The sequence below is a fragment of the Leifsonia sp. LS1 genome (assembly GCF_020521355.1).
Classification (GTDB): Bacteria; Actinomycetota; Actinomycetes; order Actinomycetales; family Microbacteriaceae; genus Leifsonia.
This window is the reverse complement of sequence record NZ_BPER01000015.1, coordinates 1-15171: the sequence shown is the minus strand read 5'-3', so window position 1 is coordinate 15171 and position 15171 is coordinate 1. Positions and strand designations below refer to the sequence as shown.

The 15171-nt window shown below is 63.0% G+C and carries 13 protein-coding genes; 5 read left to right on the top strand and 8 right to left on the bottom strand.

Annotation, left to right across the window (positions count from 1 at the left end; translation table 11 throughout):
* Positions 1-39 precede the first annotated feature (39 nt).
* Both LLS1_RS18670 and LLS1_RS18665 read left to right on the top strand, forming a co-directional pair.
* On the top strand, positions 40-822 hold the full coding sequence (locus tag LLS1_RS18670) for a glycerophosphodiester phosphodiesterase (protein ID WP_226657906.1): 783 nt from the start codon (positions 40-42) through the stop codon (positions 820-822).
* Positions 823-873: 51 nt separating this feature from the next.
* Positions 874-1926, top strand: a complete 1053-nt coding sequence (locus LLS1_RS18665; RefSeq protein ID WP_226657904.1) for a LacI family DNA-binding transcriptional regulator — start codon at positions 874-876, stop codon at positions 1924-1926.
* Positions 1927-2336: 410 nt separating this feature from the next.
* On the opposite strand, the gene LLS1_RS18660 is transcribed toward LLS1_RS18665, so the two are convergent.
* The 8 genes from LLS1_RS18660 to LLS1_RS18625 form a co-directional block, all read right to left on the bottom strand.
* A complete protein-coding gene (locus LLS1_RS18660) occupies positions 2337-3794 on the bottom strand; it encodes an aminotransferase class I/II-fold pyridoxal phosphate-dependent enzyme (RefSeq protein ID WP_226657902.1) in 1458 nt (485 codons plus the stop codon).
* Between the two features lie 120 nt (positions 3795-3914).
* On the bottom strand, positions 3915-4583 hold the full coding sequence (locus tag LLS1_RS18655) for a GntR family transcriptional regulator (RefSeq protein WP_226657901.1): 669 nt from the start codon (positions 4581-4583) through the stop codon (positions 3915-3917).
* 130 nt (positions 4584-4713) lie between these two features.
* On the bottom strand, positions 4714-5529 hold the full coding sequence (istB, locus tag LLS1_RS18650) for an IS21-like element ISLxx3 family helper ATPase IstB (RefSeq protein WP_226657899.1): 816 nt from the start codon (positions 5527-5529) through the stop codon (positions 4714-4716).
* The gene (gene istA / locus LLS1_RS18645; protein ID WP_226657898.1) at positions 5526-7199 is read right to left on the bottom strand and encodes an IS21 family transposase; all 1674 of its coding nucleotides are present in this window, start codon (positions 7197-7199) and stop codon (positions 5526-5528) included. The genes istB and istA overlap by 4 nt, the downstream gene beginning before the upstream one ends.
* A 116-nt stretch (positions 7200-7315) precedes the next feature.
* Positions 7316-8002 (bottom strand): FAD-binding oxidoreductase, encoded by a 687-nt coding sequence (locus LLS1_RS18640; protein ID WP_226657896.1) that lies wholly within the window; start codon positions 8000-8002, stop codon positions 7316-7318.
* Between the two features lie 29 nt (positions 8003-8031).
* Positions 8032-8838 (bottom strand): amino acid ABC transporter ATP-binding protein, encoded by an 807-nt coding sequence (locus LLS1_RS18635; protein WP_226657893.1) that lies wholly within the window; start codon positions 8836-8838, stop codon positions 8032-8034.
* Positions 8835-9791: an amino acid ABC transporter permease gene (locus LLS1_RS18630; protein ID WP_226657892.1), complete on the bottom strand. Its 957-nt coding sequence runs from the start codon at positions 9789-9791 to the stop codon at positions 8835-8837. Before LLS1_RS18630 ends, LLS1_RS18635 begins: the two co-directional genes overlap by 4 nt.
* Positions 9792-9794: 3 nt before the next feature.
* Positions 9795-10772 carry an ABC transporter substrate-binding protein gene (locus tag LLS1_RS18625; protein ID WP_226657890.1) on the bottom strand — a complete coding sequence of 326 codons (978 nt, stop codon included), beginning with the start codon at positions 10770-10772 and terminating at the stop codon, positions 9795-9797.
* A gap of 430 nt (positions 10773-11202) precedes the next feature.
* Here LLS1_RS18625 and LLS1_RS18620 point away from each other — a divergent pair, with 430 nt between their 5' ends.
* From LLS1_RS18620 to LLS1_RS18610, 3 genes are all read left to right on the top strand, one after another.
* Positions 11203-12198, top strand: coding sequence for a LacI family DNA-binding transcriptional regulator (locus LLS1_RS18620; RefSeq protein ID WP_226657888.1), 996 nt, complete (start codon positions 11203-11205; stop codon positions 12196-12198).
* A 130-nt stretch (positions 12199-12328) separates the two neighbouring features.
* Entirely contained in the window at positions 12329-13696 is a 1368-nt protein-coding gene (locus LLS1_RS19535) for an amidohydrolase family protein (protein ID WP_308443830.1), read from the top strand.
* Between the two features lie 42 nt (positions 13697-13738).
* Positions 13739-14911: an FAD-binding oxidoreductase gene (locus LLS1_RS18610; RefSeq protein WP_226657886.1), complete on the top strand. Its 1173-nt coding sequence runs from the start codon at positions 13739-13741 to the stop codon at positions 14909-14911.
* Positions 14912-15171: the final 260 nt, after the last annotated feature.

The window sequence follows — 15171 nt, the reverse complement described above, 5'->3', positions numbered from 1 at the left end:
ATGTTCTTTCGTGACCAAACTGAACAAAGGAAACACTCGATGACAACCTCTCGCTCCTTCGTCTTCTGCGGACATCGCGGGAACATGGCGGAAGCTCCTGAGAACACCCTGCTCGGTTTTGCCAGCGCTGAGCGGGTCGGTGTCGACGAGATCGAGTTCGATGTGCGCGTGACCAGCGACGGTGTGCTCGTGATCGTGCACGATCACACCCTCGCGCGAACAGCAGCTGAATGGAGCCCTTACCTACACACGCCGATCGAGGAGCTGACGTTCGAGCAGGTCCGTAGTGTCGACCTAGGCCAAGGCCAGCGAGTGCCAACGTTTGAGGAGACGCTTGAGGCAACCACCGTGCTGCTTCAAGTTGAGATAAAAGCTCTCAGCGCCGCCCGCCCGTTGGCGAAGTTCCTGCGAAGTCGTCCGAGCAGTGACCTGCAGCGGTCCCTGTTCACGAGCTTCGACGCCCTGTCACTTGCCGATTTCGCTGATGAGTGGGGCGACACTGCCATTGGTCGCGGCATCGGGTTCCACACCCACGACGTCACCAGCAACTGGCGCGAGGCCGCGAAGCGACTGGGCGCGACCATGGTGCTCATCCCGCTGGACATGCTGGATCGCCAGCTCGTTGACGAGCTCCACGAGGAGGGCTACCTGGTCGCTGGCTCCCTATTGGAGAACCACGGCGACGTCCGCCGCATTCTTGAGCTTGACGTCGACACCTCGGCATGCAATCTCCCGGCACACGGCCGTGAACTGCTTACCGGCAGCGAGGAGTTCGTCGAACGTTTTCCTACGTTCGTGTCGGCCGTGACGGCGACGGCGTGACTGATGATGAAGGTCCCGCAGAGGGAAGAGGGGGTTGCTAGTATGACGGCCATGCCACCAGGCCAGAACAAGCAGCATGGTCGCAGGTCCAGTACGATCCGCGACGTCGCTGCATTGGCCGGAGTTTCCAAATCCACGGCCTCCCGCGCCGTCGCCGGCCAAGGCGGTGTCAGCGCCGAGAACCTCGAGAAGATCCTCAAGGCGATCGAACAACTCGACTTCGTTCCCAACCAGATCGCACGCAGCCTCACGGCCCGCTCGTCGGCGGTACTCGGATTATTCCTGCGGCATACACGCGCACCCTTCTACGCACACCTCGCTGGTGCGTTCGAGGAGAGCGCAGCGGTCAAGGGATACGAAGTGATGTCCCTGGCCTCGGGAGACCAACCTGATGAGGCCAACTACCGATCGCTGATGCTCATGGCAGATCTCCACACCGCTGGCATCGTCGTAGCGACGCCGAACGTCGATCCACGCACCATCCGTCAGGTGGCCTCGCGGGTTCCCCTCGTCCTGGCCAGCCAGATGGGACAGCCCTCCAACCCTGGCGTACCGTTCGTTGCCCCGGACCCGCGCGACGGCGGCCATCTCATCGAGCACCTCGCTGGCCTCGGCCATACTGCGATCGCGGTTCTAGCACTTCCGGCCCAACACGCGCCGACGCAGTGGGCTCGCATTTCCTGGATGCGAGACGAACTCACCCGCCGCGGCATGCTCGCCGGGTTTGAATGGATCGAACCGGACCAGGACCTCACCGAAATCGTCGACAGCCTCTACCGATCGGGTGCCACCGCAATCATGGCCCCGAGCGACTGGGTCGCCTTCGATGTCCTCTCAGCCACTGACAGACTCGGCCTCTCCGTACCCGGAGATCTTTCTGTCACGGGCTACGACGGCGTTCCACCGTTCGACCACTCAGTGTTCGGATTGACCACGTACCGGATCCCGGTCGACGAGATGGCAGCAGCCGCGTTGAAACTCCTCGACGACCTCATCCACGACAATCCGATCGGCACCAGCGGCGTTCTACTGCATGGAGAGATGATCGTCGGCCGGACCACCGGACCCGTTCCCGCTCGAAAAGTGGCCGACCGCATCTCTTGATTCCAGCGGGAACGTTGCTTGGCGATCTGTGCTGTGCCATTGGAGGCACGACATGACTGATGCTCCGAACTACCGTGATGCGATCTTCCGATCGCCGAACGGTGCCCTCGCGCGTCGCATCGAACTCGTCGGCGGGAGACCGCCACAGTGGATCGAGCTCCCAGCCAAGGGGCGAAGCGGCGCGCGGGACCTTTACATTCTCGCGGTTAATGACCCAGTGCGTCCGGTGTACCGGTGGCAAGCCAGGCAGCCTGGCGAAGCGGCTGACTAGGCGCTGCAAGTCAGCGCTTTCGCGGCGGGACGCTCATCACTGCGGCAAATCACATCTTCCGATGGCGCCTGAATGATCGCGAGTGCGCAGGCGTCAGCCTGCATAACGGCGGGTATCGGCCTCGCCGGGCAAAGGATGGTCACGCTCGCAGCACGACTCGAAGAGTCTTCAAAGATGGGTCAACGGCACCCCGCACATACCCACCAGGCGTCGCGGCAATTCGTTGAAGGAACTGGATGACGTCCTTCGTTATAAGTTCGCCTGGCAGGACGTTCGGGATACCTGGAGGATAGGCCGCAAGCGAGTCAGTGGAAACGCGCCCCGCGGCTTCGGCGATCGGAACGACCTCGGAGGAGGCCAGAAAGGCGGTTCGCGGCAGCATTGCCAGGGGACCAGGTGCCGGCAATGCTCGAGCTACTTTCTCCGCTCCCAATGGCGATTCTGTTTCAGGCTCAAGGTCATGAAGCGCGGAAACAATGCGTTCCACGTCTGGCACCACTCCTGCACCCAGAACAGCGACCACGCATGAGTCAGTTGCGATTTCGAACGATATGCCAGCGTTTTCTAGCGTATCTCGCACGGTGTGTCCGTGTAGCCCACCCTGTGCGACGTTGATCGAGACCCGGAGGGGATCGGCATCGATGATGTCCGCGAAGTCCTCGAAGGTGTCGCTCACGATGCCAAAGCGCCTGCGGCCGCGGATAGCTGCTCTCATCCGGTCGGCGGCAGCAATGGAAGCAGCTATTTGCACTCGGCCTTTCTCGAGGGTGTCTCGCGCGAGGTCAAGAGAGGCGAGTAGCAGGGAGCTCGCGCTTGTTGACTGGGTCAGCGTGAACGCGCGCTCGACGAGGGGCTCGAGCTCGTCTGCATACGGCCCGTCAGAGAGGTGCAGCATTGCCGACTGAGTCAGGCTCCCCCCAAGCTTGTGAGTGCTGGAGATGACGAGGTCCGCTCCTAGGCGAACCGGGTTTTCAGGCAGTCCGTCATGGAAGCCGAAGTGCGCTCCCCAGGCGGCGTCCACGATGAGCGGAACTCCATGTTCGTGGGCGACTCTCGACAGAGCACCGATGTCAGCAACAGCGCCGAAGTAGCTGGGGCTGATGAGATAGACGCCCTTAGGGCCGTCCGCGCGGTCAAGCGCGTTTTCTAGCGCTATTACGGAGACGCCGTGATTGATTCCTAGCCGGGTGTCGATCGAGGGTAGGACGAACTTGGGGTCCAAACCAGCAAGAATGATCCCGTCGATGAAAGAGGAGTGTGCGCTCCTCTGTGTAATAACCGGCGCATCGCCGGCACGGAATGATGCCAGGGCCAGCGCGGAGATTCGATTGCCTTGCGAGGCACCGTTCGTTAGGAACCATGTTCGGCGCGCGCCCCACGCAACGGCGGCGAGTTCATGGGCCTGGTCGAGCGGGTTGTTGTGGCCCTTGTCCAGCCCGGGTAGCAGAGGAGGGACGTCGCGAGTGAGCGTGTCCATTCCGAAGAACGCCGCAAGTTCCGGCGCCGCTGATCTGTTTGCCGCGTGTCCAGGCACATACACGCGGGCGCGGTCCACTTGCGCATATCTCGCGAGCGCTTCGGCGTAGGGAGCGACCATGATTTCGTCGATTTCCTTTTCTGGGCAGGCAACGCCTGGCCGATGTCGGCATAGCCGAACTTGGATTAGTGTGCCCTCTGCGCGAAGAGAGCCTCGTTGCGTCTAGGAAGACACTGGGGGTTAGGAGGCGACGCGTCCCTTTTTCCCCTGAATGATCGCGATTTGATCTGCCTCAGCCTCGTTCAACCGCGTCTCCAGCTGCTCCCGCGCCTCTTGAGTTCGCCCCTCGCGCAGCAACTGAAGGAATGTCACATGGACTTCTTGCGCCACTTCCAACTCGGCGGGCGATCGCATACCCTCCGCCATCGCTAGCTCGAGTTTGGTGAGTTGGCGTAGGTAAAAATCTACGAGGTCAGGGGATCCCACGAGCCCCACGGTGGCGAGGTGGCAACGAATGTCGGCTCGTGCGACACCGGGACGGTCGCCCGCTGCCACCGCGTCTGCGAGTTCCCTGGTTGCCGTCTCTAGCGGCGCCAGGGCGCTGAGCGCCTGGGATTTCATGGCGTCGACGCCTGCCAGCTCAAGGAGGCGGCGGACGATGTAGATTTCGCGGATCTCCTGTTCGGTTACCCGTGTGACGTGTAGAACGCGGGTACTGGGATTGCGGGTGAGGAGTCCTTCGACGACGAGGGCGCCCAGCACTTCGCGCATGGTCGGCCGCGAAATGCCAATTTCTTTGGCCATAGCATCTTCGGTGACGAGGTCGCCGGGACGCAGCTGGCCTGCGAGCATTTGCGCACGTAGGAGCTCGGCACTCTGTTCTGCCACTGTTTCGCGACGCAGTGTCATTTCTGCTCCATCCTGCTGGTCAACTGGGCCTTCATTGTTCGCCTGGCCGACGCGGCACCGCGGTCTGTCTATGTCAACTCGAATGACTACCGGTAGGACGGCTTGATTCACTACCACCCGGTGGGGCGGGTCAGGCGGTTTGGAGCTGGTTCATGGTGTGGGCGAGGCGGTAGGAGTCGGTGCCGGTCTCGATGATTGTGCTGTTGAAGGTGAGCCGGTCGACGATCGCGGCGCAGAGTCGGGGGTCGGTGAAGGTTTTGGTCCAGCCGGAGAAGGATTCGTTGGAGGCGATCGCGATCGAGTTCTTCTCTTCCCGTTCGGTGAGGACTTGGAAGAGGAGCTCGGCGCCGCGCCGGTCCAGTTCCATGTAGCCGAGCTCGTCAATGATGAGCAGATCGACCCGTCCGTAACGGGCGATCGTGCGGGCCAGCTGCTTCTCGTCGGCGGCCTCGACGAGTTCGTTCACGAGCCTGGTGGCGAGCGTGTATTTGACCCGGTAGCCCTTCTCCGCAGCCGCCGTGCCCAGCCCAATGAGGAGGTGGGACTTCCCGGTGCCGGAGTCCCCGATCAGGCAGAGCGGTTGGCTCTTGCGTATCCATTCCCCGGTCGCGAGCTGGTTGATGGTGGCGGGGTTGATGTTCGGGTTTGCGTCGTAGTCGAAATCGCCCAACCATTTGTCTCTCGGGAACCCGGCAGCGGAGACGCGGCGGACGGAGGAGCGGCGGTCGCGGTCATCGCACTCGGCCATCAGCAGCTCGGCGAGGAACCCCTGGTAGGACAGTTGCTCCTTCTCGGCGACCTTGACCGCCTCGTCGACGACGGCGCGGATCGTGGGCAGCCGCAGCCGTCGGCAGGCTTGATCGACGGCCGCGGTCGCGGCTTCCTCGGTCAGCCCGCGACGGCGGCGGAGGGTGGTGGTGACGGTGGTGGTGGTGACGGGGCTCATGTGCCGGTGTCTTCCTTCTGAGTTGGTGCTGCAGGGAACTGGGGTGTGCGGCGGGTCAACAGTTCGTCATAGCCGGCAACCGTCGGCAGTGGTCGTCGGTCCGGTGGCAAGCCGGCGATCACAGCGGTCGGGTCGGCAAGCCGGCGCTGGGTAAGACTGACAACCCGCCGCTCGGGGGTCGGCGGATGTTCAACGAGATGACGGTTCGAATCGCGACCACCCGCCGCAGCGTGCCGGCGTGCCTCGACCGCGACAACGTCCGCGGTGACAGCCCCAACGGTGAGCGCAGCCGCGATCCCGGCGGTAACGTCGGCGGCGGCCATGGATCGGTGCAGGAGAAGCACATCGATGAGTTCTCTGGTCGCGGTGGCATCCCCGTCGGTCTTGCGCGCTGCCGCCCAAAACGCCTCATGCTCGGCGGTGAACGTCCCCGCGGCGCGTGCCTGCGCCAGCGCGGTCGAGCCAGGCATGGCGCCCGGTTTGCCGCGGAGCACCTCGAGGTAGTGGTCCAGGTTCACGCTCTGCCCGTGCGCTGCCGCGACCCGGGGGTGGCGGGCGATCTCGGTGCGGCCGTCGAACACGACCACCTCTGACGCTTGCAGCGACACCCGCACTGGGCGGCCGATCATCCGGGCAGGGACGGAGTACTTCGCCATCCGGACCGTGATCAGGCTTGACCGGTCGACCCGCGGTGTCAGCTGCAGGCCCGGATCGAACCGGTCAAACGGCAACGCGACCAACTGCTCCCGCTCAGCGGCGAAGTCCTGGCCGACGGTGCGGATCCGGTCCGCGATCCGCCTGTTGTCGTCCGCCTCGTCCCAGGCTCGGATCCGGTCGTTCAACTCTGCCAGGGAGGACACGACCGGCATCGGTGAGAGATGGTTGCGCCGGAACCGGCCGACATCGCCCTCGATCCCGCCCTTCTCGTGTGCGCCCTCGATCCCGGGCTGGCAGTAGAACGCGTCGAACCCGTAGTGCGACCGAAACAGCACCCACCGGTCGTTCTCCGTGCGCTTGCGGCCTTTGCCGTAGATGACCGCGGTCACCGCGGCGGTGAGGTTGTCGTACTTGATGTGCTTGGACGGGATCCCGCCGATCGTTTCGAACGCGTCGATGTGGCCCTCCAGGAATGCTTCCTGGCCCTGGGTCGAGTAGACCCGGTGGACCGCCTTCCCGGAGTGCGAGAGCCGGAACGCGAACATGTGGCACTTCGTCTTCACCCCGGCCAGCACCACCCAGACCTCACCGAAGTCGACCTCCGCCTCAGCACCCGGTGCGTGCTCCTGCGGAACGAATACTTCCAGGCGGCGACCGACGGCAACATCGATCTCCGGCCGGCGCCGGCGGACATAATCCCGGACCGTCGAATACGACAGATCGATGGCGCCATGCTCCTCCGCCAACCGCGCTAAGACACGACGGGCGGTGTGACGTTGCTTCTTCGGTGCCGTCGTGTCCTCCAGCAGCATCGAATCGATCGCCGCTTTGAACGGACCCAACCTCGCCGCGACACGGACCGGGACCTTCCGCGGCGACGGCTCCGCCTGCGCCAACGCCGTCCGCACCGTCTCCCGGGACACCCCATGCCGTCGCGAGAGCTCCCTGATCGAGAGACCCTCGACCCGCGCATCCCGCCGGATCCTGGCGAACAGCTCCATCCGCAACCTCATATCTGCCCTTCACCGCTGGCATCCCATCAAGCCAGATGCTCCAACGGTGGGGTGGGCGCCGATCAAACCGTCACGATCACCCGGCAAGTCGGAAGGTGGTAGCGAATCAAGCCGTCCTAGTGGTCTCCACTCAAGCTGCCATAGTCAGCGGTCAGGATATAGGGGCTTTGGTTGTGGAATCGATCAGGCCTGAAGGGATCTAGTTCTTCTCGTTCCTTACCGAGTACCTCGTCGGCGACACTTTCGCCGAGGAAGGGTGCGAGGGTGATGCCGCTGTGTGTGGCTACGACGTACAGCCAGGGAGCGCTCGTCAGCGGGCCGGCGATCGTGCGGCCGTCGCTTGGCATGGCGCGCTGCCCCACGACGAGTCGTTCGACTTGCGCGGTGTCCGCGCCGTTGATGATGTGGCGCAGGCGCCGTAGGAACTCTTGTGCCAGCGGGGAGTCGGTGGCAGGCACATTACTTGGATCGGCGGTCACGTCCAGATCGAGGGCCTGCAACAGAAGTCGCCCTCCACCACTGGGGCGGAAGTTGAGTTCAGGGCTAGTCACGATCTGTTCAAGCCGGAGGGGGAGTGGGCCGGTTTCCGCGAGATACCCGACCGTGTCGTCGCCGGGTGAACTGAATGGAGCGCTTTCCAGCTTGCCGATGGCCCGGAAACGGAGGGAGCGCTTCTTTCCGGCGCGCGTGGCGACGATGGGTCGCCAGTCGTCGCAGTGCTCAGCGATGGGCGTAAGCGCGCATAGTAAGTGAAGTGCGAGTTCAGAGGTTGAAGATCGGCGGAGGCAGGGCAGCCGATGCAATTGGCAACCTGTGGTGATACGACGGTGGGCTAGAGAACGCGGGCGAGGAACGCCCGTGTTCTCTCATGCTGCGGGGAGTCAAGCACCTGTTCCGGTCTTCCTTGTTCGACCACAACCCCGCCGTCCATGAAGATAACGCGGTCTGCCGCTTCTCTGGCAAACCCGATCTCATGCGTAACGACGACCATCGTTAGTCCCCCGGCTGCTAACTGTTTCATGGTGGTCAGGACCTCTCCCACTAGCTCGGGGTCCAAGGCAGAGGTGGGCTCATCGAAGAGCATGAGCTTCGGCCGCATCGCCAGTGCTCGCGCGATCGCGACACGCTGCTGCTGGCCACCAGACAGTTGGCGAGGATATGCCTTTTCGCGCCCTTGCAGCCCGACCTGGGCGAGTAGGCTCTGCGCGCGGGCGATTGTTTCGGATCGGGGCTCGCCCTTGACGCCCACGGGTGCCTCGATAATGTTCTCGAGGACAGTCATGTGGGGGAAGAGGTTGAAGTGCTGGAAGACCATGCCGATCTCGCTGCGACGCTTTGCCAGTGTCTTCGGAGACACTTCGCGTAGGCGCCGGCCAGCGGCGATGTCGTACCCTACATCCTGACCGTCGACGAGGATACGTCCGCCGTCGATGGATTCGAGCAGGTTGATGCAGCGCAGAAACGTGGATTTCCCTGATCCAGAGGGGCCGAGGATTGCTACGGTCTCGCCGCGTTCGACTGTCAGGTCAACTCCTTTCAGTACCTCCACGTGGTGGAAACTCTTTCGTATCCCCGTGGCTTGGAGAACGGGGCCGGTCGAGGTCTGAGCGAGATCTGCGGTGTTGGTTGACGCGTTCATGCGGTCGGTCCCTCGGTGACGGGGGGAGTCGTTGCTTTGGGACGAATGCGCAGGAAATCCCGATACGTGGTTCGCGCGCGTCGGTCGCTCCGGCTGAAGCGTCTCTCGATGAACGATTGTCCGACGTACAGGACGGACGTGATAGCGAGATACCAGATGCAGACGACGATGAGAAGGGGAATCGTCTCGAAGGTGCGGTTGTAGATCGATTGCGCTGCGTACAGCAGATCGGACAGCGCGATCACACTCACCAGTGCGGTGGCCTTCAGCATGCTGATCACCTGATTACCGGTGGGGGGAATGATGAAGCGCATCGCTTGCGGCAGGACAATTCGCCTCATGACGCGAGCGTCCGTCATTCCCAAGGCGTGGGCGGCGTCTTGCTGCCCGGCATCGACCGACAGCAGCCCGCCGCGCACGATCTCTGACATATAAGCACCCTCGTTGAGACCAAGACCCAAGATGGCGGCGAATAGCGGCGTGATGACGGCGTTCGTGTCGAACGTCGCGAACTGCGGGCCGCCGAAGGGGAGGCCGATGCTCAGATGAGGAAACAGCGCCGACAGGTTATAGAAGAAGATCAGCTGAACGAGCGTCGGCGTTCCACGGAAGAACCATACATACGTGCCAGCGGCGGACCGCAGGACCGGGTTCGGCGAAAGGCGCGCGATCGCCAGCAGAACTCCGAGCACGATTCCGATAATCATCGCGATCACGGTCAGGAGGAGGGTGACCCCCAGACCCTTGATGATCGATTCGGCACGCAGCGCACTGAACACGACAGGCCAGCCGAAGTTCGGGTTGGTGACAAGATTCCGTACAAAGTCCGCAACGAAGATGAGGATGATGATCGCGGAGACCCAGCGCCACGGATGTCGCCGACGCGAGGCGTATTTGATGTCGAACTCGGGATCCACGGCCATTATGGTGCGTTCCTTTTCCAGGGTGGTCATGGTCTACTGCCCGCTGAGGTTGATGCCGGGCTTGGCGAGCTTGTTGCCTTCGAGTCCCCACTTGGCGATGATCTTGTCGTACGTCCCGTTGGCGTAGAGCTTCTGGATGGCAGCAAGAATCACCGGCGCGAGAGGCGAACCCGCTGGAACCATGGCGCCCTGGTAGGTGGCCCCGAGCCCGTTGGCCTGGCCGGCTCCGGCGAGTTCGAGTTTGTTGCCATGCTGCTTGATGTAGTAGGTCAGAGGACCCTGCGCGGCGAAGTCGGCGTCCGCGCGTCCGGACTGGACGGCGAGGAACGCTGACGGTGCGTCCTGATACGACTGAACCTCGACCGTTGGCTTGCCAGCAGCTGCGCACTTGTCCGACTGCGCCTTAATCGTCTTCTCGGCCGACCCGCCGGCGAGAACGGCAATTCGGTTACCACAGGTGTTATCGAGGCCGTTGATGTTCTTTGGGTTGCCCTTCGCCACCGCGAAAAGGACATGCTCCTGGATGTAGTCGATGAAGGTCGCCTGCGTGTGCCGCTCAGGGTAGTCGCCGTTCGGGTCCACTTCGAGTTGGTACCGGTTACCTTGCATCCCTGCGAGGGCGGGGGCAAGGCCCGACACAGCGGTTTGCTCGATCTTCACACCGAGGATCTGGCTAAGCGCATCCGACATATCGCCCAGGAGGCCGCTCGGGGCCGAGCCATCGGCGATGATTGAGTAGGGCGGGTAGTTCCCCTGGTTAACGGCGTTGATGGTGCCGGAGCTCTTGATGTCGGCTGGCAGTTGGTTGTGCAGGGTCTGGTCCAGCGTTTGGACGGGAATCGCAGTGGACGCTTTTTTGGACGGCGTCGTGCCAGAGATGCCAGGGTCGGCTGTACAGCCGACAAGTCCAAGCGCCAGCAGTGCAATAGAGGCCAGCGAAGCTTTCCAGGGCATGGCCCGGCGCGCGGTGTTCGAGGCGTGCTGTGGGATGGTGGGGCGATCAACCGACATGGCTGCTCCTAATGGGGTCTGCTCATCATTGAGTGGATGCCTGGGACAATGCTTGAGGTTGTGCGGTGCCGGTCGACCGGTCGGGTCGGGGTTCTGGCCACCGGCGACGCTGGGATCAGTCCAGGGATCACCGGAGTATAGAAAGGGAATGTAACTAATTACATTCTATGACAGCACACCGGCGACGCGTGGTCAAGATTTTCCTTCCAACCCTCGGGCGAAGATCCCGGAGCGCGTTGTCGAGCAATGCGATAGGCGATGCTTTGCAGCGGCCGTCCTTGAACGCCGGGCATGCCAACATGGTGTGCAACAAGTTACTTTTGACGCGTCTCTGGCTCCCATCGAAGCCGAATCGCTCCGGAGCCTGCTGGCCGGTGCCCGCGGAGAACGCCTCAATGGCCAGGGCGCGGATCCAGGTAGGGGAATTCTGATGAAGAGGACGACAATAGGTGATGTCGCCGCAGCGGCCGGCGTGTCGATCGCAACTGTCTCCCGCGTATTAAATGGCGGCCCCGTTACCGAAATCACAGCCGCCAAGGTGCGAAGCGCCGCAGACCGACTGAAATACACCCCCAACGCGCTCACAAAGAGCATCTTCGCCGGTCGATCGAGCACACTCGGCGTGCTCATCGACGATCTGCGCAGCCCGTTCTATACCGACCTGATGCGCGGCATAGACGATGTGGCGAATGCCAACGGAAGCCTCGTCATGTTCTCGAACACCTTCTTCCACACCGGCCGCGAGGTCGCGCAGGTGCAGGCGATGGACGAACAAAGAGTGCGCGGACTAATCGTGACAAGCGGCCCATCCGTCGATGAACGCGTGCAACGCATGGCGGAAGAGGGCACACCCTGCGTCCTGGTCGCGAGGGCGCCTCAAACCAAAGGGCCCCGACTGCACTCCGTCTCACTAAACAACCTTGCCGCAGGCCAGATTATGGCCGAACACCTTGTCGCCTGCGGGCGGACATCCGTTGGGGTGTTATCCGCCGGAACGTCGGCATCCCAGGTGGCACGCGTGGACGGGCTCAGGTCCGGCCTGCGACGCCACGGAGAATACCTCATGGACAGCGCCGTCGAGATCCTGGACGACGACGGCGGCATGGTCGAGGTCGACAACGCCATCGGCACGCTTCTGGACAACAACGCTGGGTTGAACGCCATCGTCTGCATGTCTGGGCGACACACCGTCGCTGCTCACACCGCACTTGCGAATCGATCGCTGGCCATCCCGGCTGATATGGCATTCCTCAGCATGGATGATTTCGCCTGGGCCGCTGCACTGGGCATCACTACAGTGGCCCAGCCGGCCTATGAAATGGGCTTAAGCGCCGCCCGATTCGTAGTGGAGAACTCCCTCGCCCCGAATCGACTCGTCTTCGAGCCGGAGCTCATCGCGCGAACGTCATGTGGCGAGGCTGGGTAAAGCTTTTCCGAAACATCCCTGGGACCGCTTTCCGCGCCAAGCAAGCGCAGCGCAAGCGTGCGGTCGGGGCGGATGCTGCACGAAGCGCCGATATCTTGTGAATGTAACTAGTTACAGTTACGCTACTTGAATGCTTGTCTTGAAGAACGCGCAGGTCGTGGTCGGTGATGGCCGCACCCCTGTCTTCAGTGGGTCCATTGCAGTCGAGGACGGGACTATCGCTGCGGTGACCCCGGGGGATCTCAGCGGGGCACCTGCGGACACGGTGATCGACGTGCGCGGCCACGTGGTCGCACCTGGAGGGATCAACGCGCACGCGCACGCGACCGCCCCGGGTCCGCGTTTTGCCAGCGGGACGCCGGGGCTGTCACTCCCGGAGGTGCTTGGCAACCTACGACTTCACCTCGTACAGGGCCACACTACAGTGGTCGATCTTGACGGGTTCAAGACCCCAGCGGAGAACTCGGCCGTCCATTTGATTCAGCCAGTCAAGGTGGAGAAGTCGACCGTGCATTTCGACCCGATGTTCGCCGCGGCCGACGCGTGCGACGGCACCGGGCTGACCGAGGAGCATCGCCGGCTGACCGCTAAGGAACTCGCAGACCAGGGCGCGGTCGTCATCGGTGAGGTCGGCGCGGGTATGACACTCGGTGGCGGCGGACAGGACTACATCTACATTCCCGCGGCAGTGGCGAACGCAACCGGCGTCGTCGTTGACCCAACGCAGGCGGAAGCCCTGAAGTACGCCGTGCTCGGCCGGCACATCCGCCCCGGCAACCCGGACCTCGAGCAGGTAGGCGTTCTGATCGACTCGCTCGGACTGCAGAAGCTGTCCGTTGACGATCTGGTGGCGTTGATCGAACAGTCGGTGCTGCCGTCAATGGCATCGGCGCGTGAGGGCGTGGTGCGGTCCGCGTCGCTCGCCCGCGACCTTGGGATACCCACCCTGGTCCACAACGCTGCCGCGTCCGACGACGCAACTCGCGAAGCCGCCCGGGTGGCCGGCGGCCTGTTCATCGGCGGCCACACCAACCATGACAGCTACACAGCGGACGAGGCTATTGCCAACGCCCGCTGGATCCGATCGCACGGCGGGCACGTCGAGATTGACACGTTTAGCTCCTGGGGCCGTGGAGACCTGCGCCCGAACACGCCCTCCCACCTGATCCCGCTCGTGCAGGAAGATCTTGTCGACATCATCGCCACCGACTACGGTGCCGGCAGTTGGGACAGCGCTTGGGAGATGGTTGCCGCGATCATCCAGTCCGGTCTCGCTTCTGTTGAAAAGGCCGTCGCGATGGCTACCGGAAACGTCGCACGCGCGATCCCGCGAATCGGGCAGACCCGTGGCCTGGTTCGCCCGGGCCTCGCGGCCGACCTCGTCGTCGCATCACCAAGGAACCTGTCGGACATCGAACTCGTCCTCATCAACGGAGAGATCGCCCACACCAGCCCGACCGGGCCGTTCCACTTGGAATCAATTACTACCCGGGCATAAGCATCGCGCCACACAACCAAACCGAATGAACAGGGAAAACGAATGAGAGTCATCGTCATCGGCGCCGGGGTCCTCGGGTCGTCTATCACCTACCAGCTCGCCAAGCGCGGCGTCGACGTCACCATCATCGACAAGAGCATTCCCGGCGATGCAGCCAGCGCCGCCAGCTTCGCCTGGATCAATTCCAACGACAAGGCCGATCCCCGAGAGTGGCACAACCTCAGCGCAATGTCGATCGGCGAATGGAACCTGCTCGCCCGCGAAGTCGGCACGACGAGCTGGCTGCACCGAGATGGCAACCTGCATATCGTGGACAACCCTGCGGATGCCGAAGATCTCCTCCGCATCGTCGAACAGTCCCACTCCCTCGGATACGCAGCCGTCCCCATCCCGCTACGTGACCTGTCCCGCCTGGAGCCGCAGCTGCGCGCGCGTCCCGAATACGAACTGGCCGTGTTCTTCCCTGAAGAGGGACACATCACCATTCCCCTGCTGATCCATGATCTGCTCGGCGCGGCAACCTCTCTGGGCAGCCAGCTGCGTCATAGCACCACCGTCACCGACCTTCACCGAAGTGGCGACCAGGTCACCGGTGTGATCCTCGACGACGGTACGCGACTCGAAGCCGACCTGGTCGTACTGGCTGCGGGTGCCGGAATCGGCGACCTGCTCGGAAAGCAGGGCGTTGATGCACAGACCAAGGGCACACCTGGCATCACCGTGACCACGTCGCCAGGCACCTCGAACGTGTCCACGATGCTCCACCTGCCAGGGCTCAGCATCCGCCCGGATACGAGCGGCCGCATCGTTGTCCGGTCGTCGGCGGCTGACCGCGAGATCGACCTCGCGACTTGGACGCTACCCGACCATGCGATTCGCCGACTCTTCGAGCAGGCCGCAGCCGCTGTCGTAGACGTAGACTCGGCGCTCGTGCGTTCGGAGCGTGTGCAGATTGCGCACCGCCCCTATCCACTCGATGGCCTTCCCGTCATCGGCGAGTGGGACGGCGTTCCGGGACTCTACGTGACCACGATGCACAGCGGGGTTACTCTCGGTGCGATCACCGGTCGCCTTGCCGCCGAGGAGATTGCCAGCGGGGAGAAGTCCGCGTTGTTGCAGGCATTCCGCCCGTCCCGGATCATCGACGCCGCCACCAGTGGAGCTGTGCACTTCGATCCCTATGCGGTCGAACGCGAAAAGCAGCCGACCCTCTGACTGGCAAAACCCCAGACGTAAATTTGCATCGCCGATCGAGACGGCCGACAGCCGCAGTCACGAGTCTCGGACGAACGGGATATTGCCGAACCTTACAGTTTCCCGTAGCGACGCGGATGCCGATCGGCACTGACGATGACAACGACGAAGATCGGGTGTATCTGCAAATCTTGCCAGTACACCTGAGACTAGTGGTGACCCTGCGTATTCCCGACCGGCGTATTCGTCGTAATCGAAGCCGGCGGCGAGGGCCTCAGTAG

Bases quoted from the DNA above. Each gene is read 5' to 3' on its own strand.
- LLS1_RS18670 (WP_226657906.1), top strand. From the start codon at position 40: ATGACAACCTCTCGCTCCTTCGTCTTCTGCGGACATCGCGGGAACATG.
- LLS1_RS18665 (WP_226657904.1), top strand. From the start codon at position 874: ATGCCACCAGGCCAGAACAAGCAGCATGGTCGCAGGTCCAGTACGATC.
- LLS1_RS18660 (WP_226657902.1), bottom strand. From the start codon at position 3,794: ATGGTCGCTCCCTACGCCGAAGCGCTCGCGAGATATGCGCAAGTGGAC.
- LLS1_RS18655 (WP_226657901.1), bottom strand. From the start codon at position 4,583: ATGACACTGCGTCGCGAAACAGTGGCAGAACAGAGTGCCGAGCTCCTA.
- istB (WP_226657899.1), bottom strand. From the start codon at position 5,529: ATGAGCCCCGTCACCACCACCACCGTCACCACCACCCTCCGCCGCCGT.
- istA (WP_226657898.1), bottom strand. From the start codon at position 7,199: ATGAGGTTGCGGATGGAGCTGTTCGCCAGGATCCGGCGGGATGCGCGG.
- LLS1_RS18635 (WP_226657893.1), bottom strand. From the start codon at position 8,838: ATGAACGCGTCAACCAACACCGCAGATCTCGCTCAGACCTCGACCGGC.
- LLS1_RS18630 (WP_226657892.1), bottom strand. From the start codon at position 9,791: ATGACCACCCTGGAAAAGGAACGCACCATAATGGCCGTGGATCCCGAG.
- LLS1_RS18625 (WP_226657890.1), bottom strand. From the start codon at position 10,772: ATGTCGGTTGATCGCCCCACCATCCCACAGCACGCCTCGAACACCGCG.
- LLS1_RS18620 (WP_226657888.1), top strand. From the start codon at position 11,203: ATGAAGAGGACGACAATAGGTGATGTCGCCGCAGCGGCCGGCGTGTCG.
- LLS1_RS19535 (WP_308443830.1), top strand. From the start codon at position 12,329: ATGCTTGTCTTGAAGAACGCGCAGGTCGTGGTCGGTGATGGCCGCACC.
- LLS1_RS18610 (WP_226657886.1), top strand. From the start codon at position 13,739: ATGAGAGTCATCGTCATCGGCGCCGGGGTCCTCGGGTCGTCTATCACC.